The sequence below is a fragment of the Hymenobacter sediminicola genome, assembly GCF_014250515.1.
In the GTDB taxonomy this organism is placed as follows: Bacteria; Bacteroidota; Bacteroidia; order Cytophagales; family Hymenobacteraceae; genus Hymenobacter; species Hymenobacter sediminicola.
In genome coordinates this window covers 1,283,488-1,298,388 of record NZ_CP060202.1, presented here as the reverse complement: position 1 = coordinate 1,298,388, position 14,901 = coordinate 1,283,488, and the positions used below count along the sequence as shown (strand labels likewise).

General features: G+C 53.2%; 12 protein-coding genes. 2 read left to right on the top strand and 10 right to left on the bottom strand.

What is annotated here, in order from left to right; all coding sequences use genetic code 11:
* Window positions 1-14: 14 nt before the first annotated feature.
* The 10 genes from cyoE to H4317_RS05495 form a co-directional block, all read right to left on the bottom strand.
* A complete protein-coding gene (gene cyoE / locus H4317_RS05540; protein ID WP_185889149.1) occupies window positions 15-878 on the bottom strand; it encodes a heme o synthase in 864 nt (287 codons plus the stop codon).
* Window positions 879-929: 51 nt separating this feature from the next.
* Entirely contained in the window at window positions 930-2,018 is a 1,089-nt protein-coding gene (locus H4317_RS05535; RefSeq protein WP_185889148.1) for a COX15/CtaA family protein, read from the bottom strand.
* Between the two features lie 177 nt (window positions 2,019-2,195).
* A complete protein-coding gene (locus H4317_RS05530; protein WP_185889147.1) occupies window positions 2,196-4,052 on the bottom strand; it encodes a cytochrome c oxidase subunit I in 1,857 nt (618 codons plus the stop codon).
* Between the two features lie 26 nt (window positions 4,053-4,078).
* Window positions 4,079-5,140, bottom strand: coding sequence for a cytochrome c oxidase subunit II (locus H4317_RS05525; RefSeq protein ID WP_185889146.1), 1,062 nt, complete (start codon window positions 5,138-5,140; stop codon window positions 4,079-4,081).
* A gap of 95 nt (window positions 5,141-5,235) precedes the next feature.
* Window positions 5,236-6,486, bottom strand: a complete 1,251-nt coding sequence (locus H4317_RS05520) for a quinol:cytochrome C oxidoreductase (RefSeq protein WP_185889145.1) — start codon at window positions 6,484-6,486, stop codon at window positions 5,236-5,238.
* Between the two features lie 81 nt (window positions 6,487-6,567).
* Window positions 6,568-7,317 carry a c-type cytochrome gene (locus H4317_RS05515; protein WP_185889144.1) on the bottom strand — a complete coding sequence of 250 codons (750 nt, stop codon included), beginning with the start codon at window positions 7,315-7,317 and terminating at the stop codon, window positions 6,568-6,570.
* On the bottom strand, window positions 7,317-7,841 hold the full coding sequence (locus H4317_RS05510) for a DUF3341 domain-containing protein (RefSeq protein WP_185889143.1): 525 nt from the start codon (window positions 7,839-7,841) through the stop codon (window positions 7,317-7,319). The genes H4317_RS05515 and H4317_RS05510 overlap by 1 nt, the downstream gene beginning before the upstream one ends.
* Window positions 7,834-9,288 carry an NrfD/PsrC family molybdoenzyme membrane anchor subunit gene (gene nrfD / locus H4317_RS05505; protein WP_260625832.1) on the bottom strand — a complete coding sequence of 485 codons (1,455 nt, stop codon included), beginning with the start codon at window positions 9,286-9,288 and terminating at the stop codon, window positions 7,834-7,836. Before nrfD ends, H4317_RS05510 begins: the two co-directional genes overlap by 8 nt.
* 77 nt (window positions 9,289-9,365) lie before the next feature.
* Window positions 9,366-12,386: a TAT-variant-translocated molybdopterin oxidoreductase gene (locus tag H4317_RS05500; RefSeq protein WP_185889142.1), complete on the bottom strand. Its 3,021-nt coding sequence runs from the start codon at window positions 12,384-12,386 to the stop codon at window positions 9,366-9,368.
* 150 nt (window positions 12,387-12,536) lie between these two features.
* Window positions 12,537-13,877 carry a c-type cytochrome gene (locus H4317_RS05495; RefSeq protein WP_185889141.1) on the bottom strand — a complete coding sequence of 447 codons (1,341 nt, stop codon included), beginning with the start codon at window positions 13,875-13,877 and terminating at the stop codon, window positions 12,537-12,539.
* 384 nt (window positions 13,878-14,261) lie between these two features.
* Between H4317_RS05495 and rpsF the strand changes: the two genes are divergently transcribed.
* The gene (rpsF, locus tag H4317_RS05490) at window positions 14,262-14,633 is read left to right on the top strand and encodes a 30S ribosomal protein S6 (protein ID WP_185889140.1); all 372 of its coding nucleotides are present in this window, start codon (window positions 14,262-14,264) and stop codon (window positions 14,631-14,633) included.
* Window positions 14,634-14,646: 13 nt separating this feature from the next.
* The gene (gene rpsR / locus H4317_RS05485) at window positions 14,647-14,898 is read left to right on the top strand and encodes a 30S ribosomal protein S18 (protein ID WP_022822548.1); all 252 of its coding nucleotides are present in this window, start codon (window positions 14,647-14,649) and stop codon (window positions 14,896-14,898) included.
* Window positions 14,899-14,901: the final 3 nt, after the last annotated feature.

The following is a 14,901-nucleotide window of genomic DNA, read 5'->3' as shown; positions in this document are numbered from 1 at the left end:
ACTGGTATACCGGGTTACAATTTATCGAGAACCAAGGCTATCTGCACAATGGGCAGATACAGAAAAGAGCCAAACATGATGCGCATGGCGGCCTTCTTAGTGCAAGTGCGCATCAGGTAAAAGGTTTGCATCAGGAACAAGACGCCACACACTACCGCAATCAGAGCCGAAGTTTTACCTGCCATACCAAACTGCAGAGGTAGCAGGCTCAACGGAATCAGGAGTAGTGTATAAGTCATGATCTGAAAAGCGGTGCGCAGATCCTTGCGGCCCGGTGAGGGCAGCATCTTGAATCCGGCGGCACGGTAATCATCATCCAGAACCCACGCAATAGCCCAGAAGTGCGGAAACTGCCACATAAACTGAATTCCAAATAGAATCCAGCCACCAGCGCTTTCTGCGCCCACAAGGGCATTGGTGGCTGCCACCCAGCCAATAAAGGGAGGCAGGCCACCCGGAATTGCGCCCACAAACACGCAGATAGGAGAAATCTGCTTGAGCGGCGTATAGATGAAACCGTACAGGATGAGCGAAATCAGTGACAGTGCCGCGGCCAGTGGATTGAAGCAGTAAGCCAGCATGGCTAGCCCCGCCCCTCCCAGCACGACTGCAAACACCCAAGCCTCGGGTACGCTCAGAATACCCAATGGCAGCGGCCGTTTAGCCGTACGCTTCATCAGTTTATCAAGATCTATCTCATAGATCTGGTTGATGGTGTTTGCGGAACCGGTAACCGCTAATCCACCTACCATTACCAGCAATGCGCGTCCCCAGTCAAAAGCCTGAGCGCCCAGCAGGTAACCAATAGCGCTGGAAAAAGCTACGGTCAGTGCCAGCCGAAACTTGATTAACTGGAAATACGCCCTGGCTTTGGTCATTAGGAATAGAACAACACGGACGGCGGAAGGACTCCAAACCGGGCCGCAAAGTTACGCAACAACGCTCGTACTACCGGCCTGAAGCCCAGCTTTCGTCTGGCGCTTGTAGTGAATGATGGTCAGAAACTGAACCCCGAACAATACAGTTGCAACTGTCAGGTGCACGGGCTGCACGGCTGCGGGCAATGCGAAGTAGGCTAGCACCATTCCCGCTACTATTTCGATGCCTAGCAGCACTAGCACAGCAGCGGCTAGCCGCTGCAGCTTGATGTTACGCGTCGAATACAACTGGGAAGCAACGTAGAGGTTCGATAACAGCAGCACGATGGAGAATGACCGGTGGAAGTAGAACGTGCTACCTAGTTGCTCTACCCACCCCGCACGGTTTGCGTAGCTGGCAGCTGATGCCACTACATCAACCTGCTCCCGCACCTGGGTGCCCAGCATAATCTGCCCAAACGTTAATAAAAGGGCAACCCATAGCCAGAACGTTAGACGGACTTGAGGTGTAACCTCAATGGTTCCACTTGGCTGTTCACTGGCTAGTTGCGAACGGTCTACGGCATAGATAAGCAGTGCCACAATAAGCAGCGCTAACGCCATATGCACCGTCACCATTTCTGGAAGCAGGTTGGTGGAGACTACCAAGGACCCCAGCCAGCCCTGAAATCCGGTTAGCAGAAAGGATGCAAACGTGAGCCAGAACACTACCGGGTCGCGACGCCAGTAAGGCAAGGCCAGCACCACCGCCAGAAAGATGAACACGCCAATTAGTGCCCCAAGCAGCCGGTTGACATATTCAATCCAGGTTTTAGTAACGTTAAAATCAGTTTCTATGAACTGCGTAGGGTGCGCAAAAATCTGAGCGGCTACCTCTTCGAATCCAAGGCCACTCAGAGTTTTAGCAATGCGCTGGTTCTTCGCAACTCGCTGCTCGGTATAGATTTCCTTGTAGTTGGCCGGGAGTTGGCTCACATCCGTAGGCGGCACCCAGGTTCCGAAGCACTTCGGCCAGTCCGGGCAACCCATTCCGGAGCCTGTACTCCGCACAATACCTCCTACCAGAATCAGCAGATATACTGCCACAACGGTCAGGATACCAAAAAACCGGAAACGGCTTACAAAAGCAGGTTGACTCATAGATACTTGTTGCACATGTTTCTCTGGCGCACTGACTTTAGAACGTCAGGCAGAGCAATGACAGCGAGGACTTTTAAGGGCATAGTAATACTCTTCCCGGGAGTTTCTGTGGGTGCACAATGAAAACGGGCCGCCGTATGTACAGCGGCCCGTTTCAGGGTTGTTGCCAGATGGCGGTTACTCCATTTCGCTCTCGTAAGGCAGATTCGAGGACTGCGTTTTCGAGAAAGGCACGTTCTGAGGAATGAAGTCCTCTTCAGCACCAGGCTTGCTGTAGTCGTATGGCCAACGGTACACAGCTGGAATTTCGCCGGGCCAGTTGCCGTGGCCAGGGTGTAGCGGCGTAGTCCATTCCAGAGTCGTCGAGCGCCAAGGATTCTCGGTAGCACGACGGCCGCGGAAGATGCTGTAGAAGAAGTTGAAGATGAATACAAACTGAGCGAAGAACGCCAAGATTGCAGCAATAGAGATGAACTTGTTCAAGTCAGCAAACTGGCTGAAGGAATCAAAACCAGTCCAAGCGTAGTAACGACGGGGGAAACCGGCAATACCTACGTAGTGCATTGGCATAAACACCAAGTACACCCCAATGAACGTCAACCAGAAGTGGATGTAACCGAGCTTCTCGTCCATCATACGACCGAACATTTTCGGGAACCAGTGATACACACCAGCAAACAGACCGAAGAAGGCCGAGCTACCCATTACCAAGTGGAAGTGAGCTACCACAAAGTACGTGTTGTGCATTTGGATATCGAGGGCCGCGTTGCCGAGGATAATACCCGTCAGACCACCCGAAATGAACAGCGACACAAAGCCAATTGAGAACAACATAGCGGTAGTGAACCGGATATTACCCCGCCACAAAGTAGCCAGCCAGTTGAACGTCTTTACAGCGGAAGGCACCGCAATAATCAGCGTCAGGAACATGAACACCGAACCCAGGAAAGGATTCATGCCGGTCACGAACATATGGTGAGCCCATACAACGAATGACAGCAAGGAAATGCCCAGCAGTGAGCCAATCATAGCACGGTAGCCAAAAATTGGCTTACGTGCATTAGTAGCCAGAATCTCCGATACCATACCCATAGCAGGCATAATAACGATGTATACTTCTGGGTGACCGAGGAACCAGAACAAATGCTGGAAGAGCACTGGCGAACCACCCGTGTGGTTCAAAGCCTGTCCGGCGATGTAGATATCCGAAAGGAAGAACGAAGTGCCAAACGAACGGTCAAAAATCAGCAGCAAAGCAGCCGAGAAAAGCACCGGGAACGAAAGCAAACCCAAAACAGCCGTCAGGAAGAAAGACCAGATGGTGAGCGGCAGCTTGCTCATGCTCATGCCACGAGTACGCAAGTTGATTACGGTTGTGATGTAGTTAACACCACCCAGCAACTGCGACACAATGAACAAAGCCATGGACACGAGCCACATTGTCATACCCATTCCCGAACCAGGAATAGCCTGCGGCAAGGCGCTCAGCGGCGGATAGATTGTCCAGCCAGCCGAAGCAGGACCAGTTTCAATGAACATCGAGCTGAACATGATGATGCCCGACACAAAGAAGAACCAGTAAGACAGCATGTTCATGAAGCCCGAAGCCATGTCACGAGCTCCTACTTGCAATGGAATCAGGAAATTCGAGAACGTACCTGAAAGCCCCGCGGTGAGCACAAAGAATACCATGATGGTACCATGCATAGTCACCAGAGCCAGATAAAAGTCCGGGCTCAGCTTGCCAGCTTCAATCCATTTGCCAAATACCGGCGTCAGCCACTCCATAGTAGCTTCCGGCCAGCCCAGTTGCAGACGGAATAAGCTGGAAAGTGTGCCGCCGAGAATAGCCCAGAAAATACCCGTTATCAGGAACTGTTTGGCAATCACCTTATGGTCCGTGCTGAACACGTACTTGAACAGCCAATGCTGGTCGTGGTGATGGTCGTCGTGGTGCAAGTGCTCTTCGTGCGAGATGCCCGGCTCGGTTACCCCGACACCGCCTTGCACTTGAGTGGAAAGATTAGCAGCCATAAAAAGCGTTGATTAACTGCGTTGAATTAGAGCGAAGCTTTGGTAGCGGGCGTAGCGACGGCAGCGGCAGCCTCTTTCACAACCAACTTTTCCTCTTTCTGTTTGAAGGAAGCCAATACATCTGGATTCTGCTCCGAGAACGACTTCTGCTGAGCATACCAAGCCACGTAATCGTCCGGCTCATCTACCACAATGTTCAGTTTCATGGCAAAGTGGCCACGGCCGCAAATCTGGTTGCAGGCTAGCTCGTAGTTGAACTTCGGGTTGCCGAGTTGTGCACGCATCTCGTCGGTAGTCTTGGTAGGCGTGAACCAAAACTTGGTAGGCATACCTGGCACAGCATACATCTGTACACGGAAATGTGGCATATAAACAGCGTGCAACACGTCGCGCGAGCGGATCTTCAGCAACACTGGATGACCCTTGGGTACATGGATTTCACCAGCAACAAAGTCATCCAAACCGCTTTTATCCGTCAAATCAAAGCCAAATTCGTTGGTAGCATCAATTAAGCGGTAGTTCACAACACCCAGCTTCTGGTCGGTACCGGGGTAGCGCACAAGCCAGTTGAACTGCTTGCCCATTACTTCCAATACAACGGAGTCCTTAGGAGCGGGACCAGTGATGCGCGTCCACTCTTTCCAGCCAGCAAACACCAGACCTGCCATTACGATGGCGGGTATCACCGTCCAGATGATTTCGATTTTGTTGTTGTGCGGAAAGAAATAGGCACGACGACCTTCCTTATGCTGGTATTTGTAGGAGTATACAAACAAAGCAACCTGAGTCAGGACAAACACGATGCCGATGATAATCATCGTAGTCCAGAACATCCGCTCCGTTGCGTGGCCGTGGACCGACGCAATAGGAGGATTCATTTTGTTGAAGTTGTCGCCGAACGACCAAGCGAAGGCCGCACCACCGATGATCATAAACAGGATCATCAGCACCGCATTGACGCGGTTGCTCATCCCGAAGTCTCGGGCGGAGCTGCCCGAGAAAATCGAGGTCAGGATCTGGAGGCGGAACAGCAAGCCGAAAACGACGAGCAGCAACACCAACACCAGCAGAATACCAAGAGCAGTCATTAGGTAAAGGAAGAGGTGAGATTTGAGAGGTCAGAAGTGAGATGTTGTTATACCGTTCAGTCTAACTTCTCACTCCTCAATACTCATGTCTAAAATTAGGTGGTATGATGTACGCTCTCGTCGAGGAACGGATGATGCAGCGGCACCAGCGAAGCTTGCGCGAGGCGTTTGGTCATCAGGAGCAAGAAGCTTCCCAAAAACACCAGTGCAACACCGAACTCAATGATGAACCCATTATTCTCCTGCATAGTTGCAGGCATGATCATCAAATAAAAGTCGAACCAATGGCCAATGAGAATGGCAATAGTTACAATCTTGAGCATGATCATCTGACGCTTTGCATCACGCGTCATCAGCAGCAAGAATGGGAAGACGAAGTTGATGAGCAGATTGAAGAAGAACAGCCAAGTATACTGACCATTGAATCCACCGAGACGCTGGTTGAAGTACACGGCTTCTTCCGGCAAGTTGGCATACCAGATTAGCATGAACTGCGAGAACCATACATAGGTCCAGAAGATGCTGAAGCCAAACATGAACTTACCCAGATCATGCAGGTGTCCGGCCTGTACCCAACGCAGATAGCCAGCTTGCTTCAGCAGGATGGTGCATAGCGTAGTGGCCGCAATGCCCGAAACCCACCAGGAAGCGAATACATACCAGCCGAACATCGTCGAGAACCAGTGCGTGTCGATTGACATAACCCAGTCCCAGGCCGAAATAGACGAGGATACCGCGTACAGAACAAGGAACAAGGCCGATACATTGATGCACTTGTGGAAGTATTCAGTACCGCCATTCAGATCCTCAGCCAACGACAGGTCGCGAAGTCTCTTGGTGAAATACGCCCATATGCCAATAAAGACAATCATGCGGCCCAGATAGAATCCCAGATTCAGGAAACCTGATTTGCCAGCAATGAGAGCGTCGTAGTTTGCATTGCCCTTTTCCATGATACCCGGCATTGTCCAGTGGAAAATGTCGTGGTTGATGAGGCCAATGCAGAAGATAACTACCATCAGAATGCCACCGGGCACTACCCAAGCACTCAGTGCTTCGTTTACACGCTTAATCAGTACTGACCAGCCTGCATAGGCAACGTACTGAATAGCCATGAACACCGTCCCGATGGTTGAGACACCCGTGAAGAACACGTTGTTGTGCCACAGGCTTACGATAAGGCGCTTGAGCCAAAGCGGGCTGCCATGATGACCAGTGCCTTCATGACCGGCACCAGCCGCGCCATGAGCAGCAGCTGCACCTTCATGATGCTCCCCCCCGATGTTGAGGTAAGCGACGATTAATCCAACGACCAGCAGTAATACGCCAGCCAGGATAATTATCATGAATTTTTTACGAGTACCGGCTGAAACCTCCAGGTATTCCGCCGTAACGCCTTCATGTTGCGTCAGAGTTGCCATAGTGGATTAGTTAGCGGTTCCGTTACGTGCCTGGTCTCCTTGGCCCGGAGTTTCCGAAGCCTTATCTGCTTGCGCCTCTTGAACAGGCGCCTGCGTTTGCGTATCAGTAGTTTGCGTAGAGTCAGCTGCAGTTACACCAGCACTCGAAGCGCCTTTTGCTTTCAACAAGTCAGCAGCACCGTCGGGGCCTTTGCCTTCTTGAAGTACACGCACGTACATGGCAATCTTCCAACGCTCCTCGGGGTTCACCTGCGAACCATGTGGCATCATGCGGCCTTTGCCCCACTGAATGACATGGTAGACGTGGCCCTCGTTCATGGTTTTGTAAGCGCCTGCCGAGTAATTCGGCACACCCTTGAACTTGATGCCTACCGGCCCTTGGCCGTCGCCTTGCTCGCCATGGCAATGCTGGCAATTACGCAGGTACAATGCTTTGCCCTCCTCCAAACTCTCTTTTGAGTAGGAATACGGATTGCGCAATGTGGTTTCAGCAGTTGCTAAATCCTCTTTGGCGATGTGCGAATAATAGTTGGCTTTTCCACGGGCAACGGTACCCACTACTGGAGTGCGCTCATTGATACCCATCGGATTGACCGTATTGGCATTCACTTGCCGAAGCGGATCGTACGGGATAGACTCGTACATCTCCGGCGCGTACTCAATGCCAGGATCATCGGCGCGGTTGCAGCCGGTGGTCAGCACCGAGGCAAACAGGATTGCCGACGCTTGCAGACCTAGTTTCAGCGAATGCGTCATTAGAATTTGGTCATTTCTTTTTCGTTCACCTCCGAGGCGCCATTGGCGCGCAGCAGCTGCGTCAGATGGTTCAAGTCGGTCTTGTCGTTCAGCTCAATAGCCACTACAAACTTGTCATCTGTAGAGCGCACATCCAGAACTGGCGTTTTCCAACGCGGATATAGCTTGCTGATGGTATAGAAGGTAATCACCATGCCATGGCAGCAGAAGAATACCGTCAACTCGAAGGAAACTGGAATGAAGGCAGGCAGCGCAATGTGCGGCTTACCACCGATAATCATAGGCCAGTCGAAACCGAGAGTATAAATCTGCAGCCACAAAGCGAAGCTCAGACCAATGACCCCATAAAAGAAGGCTGCGATAGGCAAACGAGACCGTTCGATGCCGAGTGCATCGTCCATGCCGTGAATCGGGAATGGTGTGAAGACCTCGTAGATTTTCACGCCCGCTTCGCGGACGTTTTCAACGGCGTGCAGCAGCACGTCTTCGTCTTCGAAGATGCCGAGGGCGAAGCGCTTAGTCATGCTTATCGTAGTTTACGGGAGCCGAAGCCGGCACACCATGGGTGGCAGTTTGAGGAGTAGCGTGGTTTGGGTCGTGGCCGGTGTAGGTCGGGCCGTTGTCCACGGTGTATTTCAGCACCGATTTCACTTCCGCCATGTTGATAACAGGGAAGAACTTAGCGAAGAGCAGGAACAAAGTGAAGAACAGACCCAGCGTACCAACATAAATGCCGATGTCGATGATAGAAGGCGAGAACATAGCCCAGCTCGATGGCAGGTAGTCGCGGTGCAGCGAGGTGACGATAATTACGAAACGCTCGAACCACATACCGATGTTCACGATGATGGACAGCACGAAGGTAGCCGGGATGCTGTAGCGAATGCGACGGAACCACACCAGCTGAGGGGAAATAACGTTGCAGGTCATCATCGACCAATAAGCCCACCAGTAAGGACCAGTAGCACGGTTGATGAAGGCGTACTGCTCAAACTCTACTCCTGAGTACCACGCAATAAAGAACTCCGTGATATAAGCCACCCCCACAATGGAGCCAGTTACCATCATGATTTTGTTCATGAGGGCAATGTGTTCCAGCGTGATGTAATCTTCCAGCTTGAATACTACCCGCGTGATAAGCATCAGCGTGAGTACCATGGCGAAACCGGAGAAGATAGCGCCCGCTACGAAGTAGGGAGGGAAGATAGTAGTGTGCCAGCCGGGAACAACCGAGGTTGCAAAGTCCATCGATACAATCGTGTGTACCGAGAGTACCAGTGGCGTAGAAACACCAGCCAGAATCAACGACACCGTTTCGTAGCGGCTCCAGTGTTTAGCCGAGCCTTTCCAGCCCATGCTTAGCAGCGAGTAAGCTACTTTGGCAATCGGACCCTTAGCCCGGTCACGGATGGTAGCGAAGTCAGGAACCAGACCTGTGTACCAGAACACCAGCGACACGGTGAAGTAGGTCGAGATGGCGAAAACGTCCCAGAGCAGCGGCGAGTTGAAGTTTACCCACAGCGAGCCAAAGGTATTCTGCAGTGGGAACACCCAGTAAGCCAGCCACGGACGGCCCATGTGCAGTACCGGGAACATAGCGGCGCAGATTACGGCAAAGATGGTCATTGCCTCGGCTGCACGGTTAATAGAGGTCCGCCACTTCTGACGGAACAGCAGCAGAACTGCCGAAATCAGGGTGCCGGCGTGGCCAATACCCACCCACCATACGAAGTTGGTGATGTCCCAGGCCCAGCCTACGGTTTTGTTCAATCCCCATTCACCGATACCGTACCAGAGGGTGCGATAAACGGAGTAGAAGAAGACGCCAAGGAAAAAGAGGGCCACGGCCAGAGCGGCCATCCAACGGATGTTGGGAGCGGCCTCAACCTGGCGGCACACGTCTTGGGTGACGTCGTGGTACGTTTTCCCCCCGGTTACGAGCGGCTCCCGTACAGGCGATACGTGCTGCATAGTGTTTGGACTTAATGGAGTAGATGGGGAGGGCTACCAGATGGTGGACTAAGTAGCCCTCCCCTATGGCTCAGTTTCTAGGCGTTGCGAACTTCTTCCGTGTTACGGATTTTGGTTAGGTAGGTCATGTTCGGCTGCACGTTGATGGCGTCGAGTACGTGGAAGGCACGCTCTCCGTCTTCACGGCGCAACAGTTTCGACAGGCGCGACTCTGGGTCACGCATATCACCGAACACGATGGCCTGTGTAGGGCACGACTGGGCGCAAGCCGAAACAATCTCGCCATCCTTCGGACGACGCTTTTGCTTCTTAGCTTCCAGCTTGCCAAGTTGGATACGCTGCACGCAGAGCGAGCATTTCTCCATTACACCACGGGCACGAACCGTTACATCTGGGTTCAGAACCATACGGCCGAGGTCGGTGAACATGTGGCCGTTTACAGCTTCGAACTTCTCATTAGAGTAGTATGAGAACCAGTTGAAGCGACGCACTTTGTACGGGCAGTTGTTAGCGCAGTAGCGGGTACCAACGCAACGGTTGTAGGTCATCTGGTTGAGACCTTCCGAGCTGTGCGTAGTAGCGAGTACTGGGCATACCGTTTCGCAGGGAGCGTGGTTGCAGTGCTGACACATCATCGGCTGGAAGATGACCGAGGGGTTCTCGGAAGGGTCTTCCATAGCCGCGTAAGTATCCAGCTTGCCTTTCGTTTCGAAGTCGGCTTTGCTGGCATCCGAGCTGTAGTAACGGTCGATGCGCATCCAGTGCATCTCGCGGCGGTTGATGACCTCCTGCTTGCCTACTACGGCCACGTTGTTCTCCGCCTGACACCCTACCACGCACGAGCCGCAGCCGATGCAGGAGTTGAGGTCGATGGCCATACCCCAATGGTGATTCTTGTACTCGTAGTCCTGCCACAAGGACACCTTGTTCGGCTTTTGTGGGCCGTCGGGGGTCGAAATAGTTTCGTACTCGGTTACTTCCTTCGGGTTTTCGCGGTACTGCTTCAGCGTCGACTCCTGCACCACCGGCTTGCGGTCCATGATGGTGTGGTGGGTCTGAGTCTGGGCGATGGGCGAGGTAGCACCGGTTTTTTCCAGCGTTACGGAGTTGGCGTACATGATAGCGCCGTTGCGCAGCACAGCGAAGGGCAGCACGTTCTCTCCTACTTTGTCTGCAACTTTGCCAGCTTGCGTGCGACCGTAGCCCAACGCAATAGCTATGGAACCTGCAGCCTGACCCGGCTGAATCAGCACAGGTAGTTCGATGGATTTACCGTTGGCCGTAACCTTCAGCACGTCGCCCTGCGCCCAGCCTTTTTCTTCGGCCATTTTGCGCGGCACAGCCACATAGTTGCCCCAAGTAGCTTTCGATACTGGGTCGGGCAGTTCCTGTAGCCAAGGGTTATTGGCTTCAGTGCCGTTACCGACACCCACTTTCTCATAGATGCAGAGCTCAACTCCTGTGAACTTAGGAGCTGAATTGATGGCGCTAATTGCTTCAGCAGCACCCATTGCAGCACCTACCTGGGCAGCCGGAGCTGCCAAAGCTGAGCCTGCAGCAACCCCATCGTGTACTGCTTTGTCCCATGCTTTTGCATCAGAGCCGGTTACGGCTTTCCACTGCGCGCGCAGGTAGTTGTAGTAACTAGTTGGACTGCCTGCCCAAGTCAGCAGCGAGTCTTGTGCTTGGCGAGTAGCAAACAGCGGCGAAATAGCAGGCTGCGCAAGGCTCAGGAAGCCACGCTTCGGCTCGTAGTCATTCCACGATTCCAACCAATGATGGTCAGGAGCGGCGTAAGTACAGAGCGAGCCGGTTTCGTCTAGGCGGTCATTGAGCGAAATGGTGGTTTTCACCTTGCCGCCTTTCAGCGCCTCGCCCAGTTGCGCACCCATTGGGTGGTCGAACACCGGATTGGCGTTGTAGAAAATCACGGCACCAACTTGGCCACCGATGATATCCTTTACAGCGCGCTCCATACGAGCGTCGTCGCCTTGGCGCACCATAGATGGAGCTGCTACATCTACTGCAGCACTACCAAGTGACTGGTTGATGGCTGTGACGAGAGCCTGAACAGCTGGGTCGTTAGAGCCCGATACTACCAGACCACGGCTACCAGCTGCTTTCAGTTCAGCGGCAGCTTTCTTCAGTTGGGCACTGCCAGCAGCACCACCTCCCACTACTCCATTGTACAAGGCTACAGCCGTAGCACCCATTTCCGAAGGCTTCACTGGCACGCGCACATCGGCATTGGAGCCGGTCAGCGTGAGGGCGCTTTCGAATTGGAAGTGGCGCGACATAGTACGCTTGTCGCTGCTCACCTTGCGGTTAGCAACATACTGACGAGCAAACTCAACCGGCGAAATCCAAGTACCAAGGAAGTCAGCACCCAAGCTCACAATCACATCAGCCTTGCTGAAGTCGTAGCTTGGGAGTACTCCACCATTGGCACGCAGCAGGCCCGATGCCGAATTCACGTCGTACATGACATGCTCGGTGCCGGGGTAACGCGAAGCAAACTCCGCAATTACTTTCTTAGTGCTGGGGCTGATGATAGTCGGCGACACGATAACTGTGCGGCCAGCGCCAGCCAGCGCCGTGCGAATTTCCTGATCGACACGGTCTTTCTCTGCTTTCTTGCCTTTGATAGCGAAATGCTGCAGACGAGCACCATCGTACAGGCTCAGTACCGAAGCTTGCGCACGAGCCGACAGACCACCACGCGTAATGGGTGACTCCGGATTGCCTTCCAGCTTAATCGGACGACCCTCGCGGGTCTTTACCAGCACACTGTTGTAATCCTGACCGTTGAAGTAGGTCGAAGCGTAGAAGTTGGCAATACCTGGGTCTACTTCTTCTGGCTTATTCAGGTACGGAATAGCCTTCTTGATTGGGGTTTCGCAGCTGGCGAGGGTGGCAGCGGCAATGCCGAAGCCCATCAGCTTGAGGAAGTCGCGGCGCGGCGCTACCGTAGCGTCGGAAGAGCCATAGGTTTCCTTCACCGGCAAGAAGTCTGCAAACTCTGTGAATGCATTCTTCACGAACTCCGGCGAGTTCTCCAGTTCCTCAATTCCCTTCCAGTACTTAGGCGACTCTTGCATCGTGTTTTTGGAACTTAGGGTCTCAGAGACTTAGGGACGTCGGATTCTGATATTCCAACTAGTCTCTAAGTATGCTTTTAAAGGGTTGGGGTCTTGAGAGGCCGGCGTCAGCAAGTGGTCTGAGTGCCGGCCTTTCAAGACCCTATATGGTTAGTAGTGGCACTTCGAGCACTCCGTGCCGCCGTTCGACGATACCGTAAACGGTGCAGCACCGTTGGCGCTGTCGTGCAGCTTCACGAGGTTATTGTAGTAGCCGTTTCCTTTCGTGTTGAGCGGCGTTTCGCGGTGGCAGTTGATGCACCAGCCCATCGTGAGCGGCGAATACTGGTACACCACTTCCATGTTCTGGATAGGGCCGTGGCAAGTCTGGCACTCGATGCCACCTACTTGGGTATGCTGCGAGTGGTTGAAATACGCCAAGTCGGGCAGATTGTGCACGCGCACCCACTGAATGGGCTGCTTACGCTCAATTGCACGGTAGATTTTCTTGATTTCCGGCGACTCTGTCTTGATCTGCGAGTGGCAGTTCATACAGATGTTGGCCGAAGGGATGTTAGCCGACTTGCTCTTGTATACCGAGGTATGGCAGTAGGCGCAGTTGATCTGGTTTTCGCCAGCGTGCAGTTTGTGCGAGAAGGCAATCGGCTGGGTAGGCTGGTAACCCTGCTGCAGGCCCACGCCCATAGCGCCCTGCACCGAGGTATAGAGCACCGCCAGCACGAACACCACGCCAGCAATACCGCGCAGAACCGGCGACTTATACAGACGGGTCCAGTCGGTACGGGTTTCCAGCACTTCTATATCACGGCCGTCGAGGTCCTTGCGGCCACGCAGCACGTCCTTCATGATGTTGGCAATGATAACCAGCGTCACCACCAGCACAATCAGCACCACAACCAGCACGATGAGCAGGATGTCCATGTACTTGGCATCACCACCGGCAGTACCATCTACGGCAGCGTTTGCGCCATCAGCAGGCTTAATGCCAGTATCAGCACCAGGAGGGCCTACAATCTTGCCTTCTTCAGCCGTTACATACGCCAGAATGGAGTTAATCTCCGTGTCGCTCAGCTGGAAGCTGGGCATCTGCTGCTTTTGGTACTGGTTGTAGATTTTCACGGCGTACTCGTCGCCGCTGGCTACTACTTTGCTGGAGTTCTTGATCCACGGAATCAGCCAAGAAACCGGGCGGCGCTTAGTGATGCCAGCCAGTGCCGGGCCTACCACCACATCATTGATGGCATGGCACTGGGCGCAGTTGCCTTTAAATAAGGCATCACCAGCGGCAATGGCAGCGGCGTCGCCACCGCCAGCGGCAGGAGCGGCCGCCGTGGCGGGAGTGGCGGCAGCCGTAGCGCCGGGTACCACACCTTCTTTGCTCACAGCAGGAGCCGCTCCCACGTCCTGAGCCGAAGTGTTGCCAACGGCAGCAAACGTCAGGAAGAGAGCAAGAAAGAGGCGGGAAAGGGGACGAAGTCGGATGCTATTCATAGCACAGGTTGACTGAAAAAAAGAAACGCGGGGGGTGCTTCAAGGCCACAAATGTAGGTTGGGAAACCCAGAGAACAAACCCGCTTGGGCTAATTTTCGCCCATTTGGCCTTGCTTAGAAACATTCTAAAATCAAGCGACGACTGCTGCTCAGCATAGTGCTGTCCTGCAACGATACCCATTTGCTGCTTCCATCAACTACTGATTTTATTGCTTTATAAAGCAACCACTCCTAATAGTACTAGGTTTTGCTGATTGAGAGCCAAGTTCTTACCTGCTACTATATTCTATCTATTTATAGCTAGGCCGTGTGGTGCACAGGAGAAAAATCGTATCTTTGCCGGCTCATTGAGTTTTTTCACACAATAATTTTCACCCCGTCGTAATGGAAGTCAGAAATTACGAGACGGTCTTCATTTTGACTCCCGTTCTGAACGAGAGCCAAGTGCAAGAGACGGTCGAGAAGTTCTCGCAGGTGCTTAAGGAAAATAGCGCCGACATCATCAACACTGAAGCTTGGGGCCTCAAGAAATTGGCGTACCCGATTCAGAAGAAAAACACCGGCTATTACTTCCTTGTGGAGTTCACTGGCACGGGCAACATTGTAGACACGCTGGAGCTTGCGTTCCGTCGTGACGAACGTATCATCCGCTTCCTGACCACCGTTCTGGACAAGCACGCCGTAGCCTACGGTGAGCGTCGCCGTAAAGGCGAAATGAACCAGCAGAAAGCTAAACAATCGGAAGCCGTTGCCTAGTAAGCCTAAGAAGATGAGTCTCGCCAACGAACGTATCCACAAACAGGATACCCGCAAAAAGTATTGCCGCTTCAAGAAAAACGGCATTAAGTACGTTGATTACAAGGATCCGAACTTCCTGCTGAAGTTCGTGAACGAGCAGGGCCGCATTTTGCCCCGCCGTATCACGGGTACCAGCCTCAAGTTCCAGCGCAAAGTGGCACAGGCCGTGGCCAAAGCCCGCCACCTGGCGCTGATGCCTTATGTAACCGACTCGCTGAAGTAACCC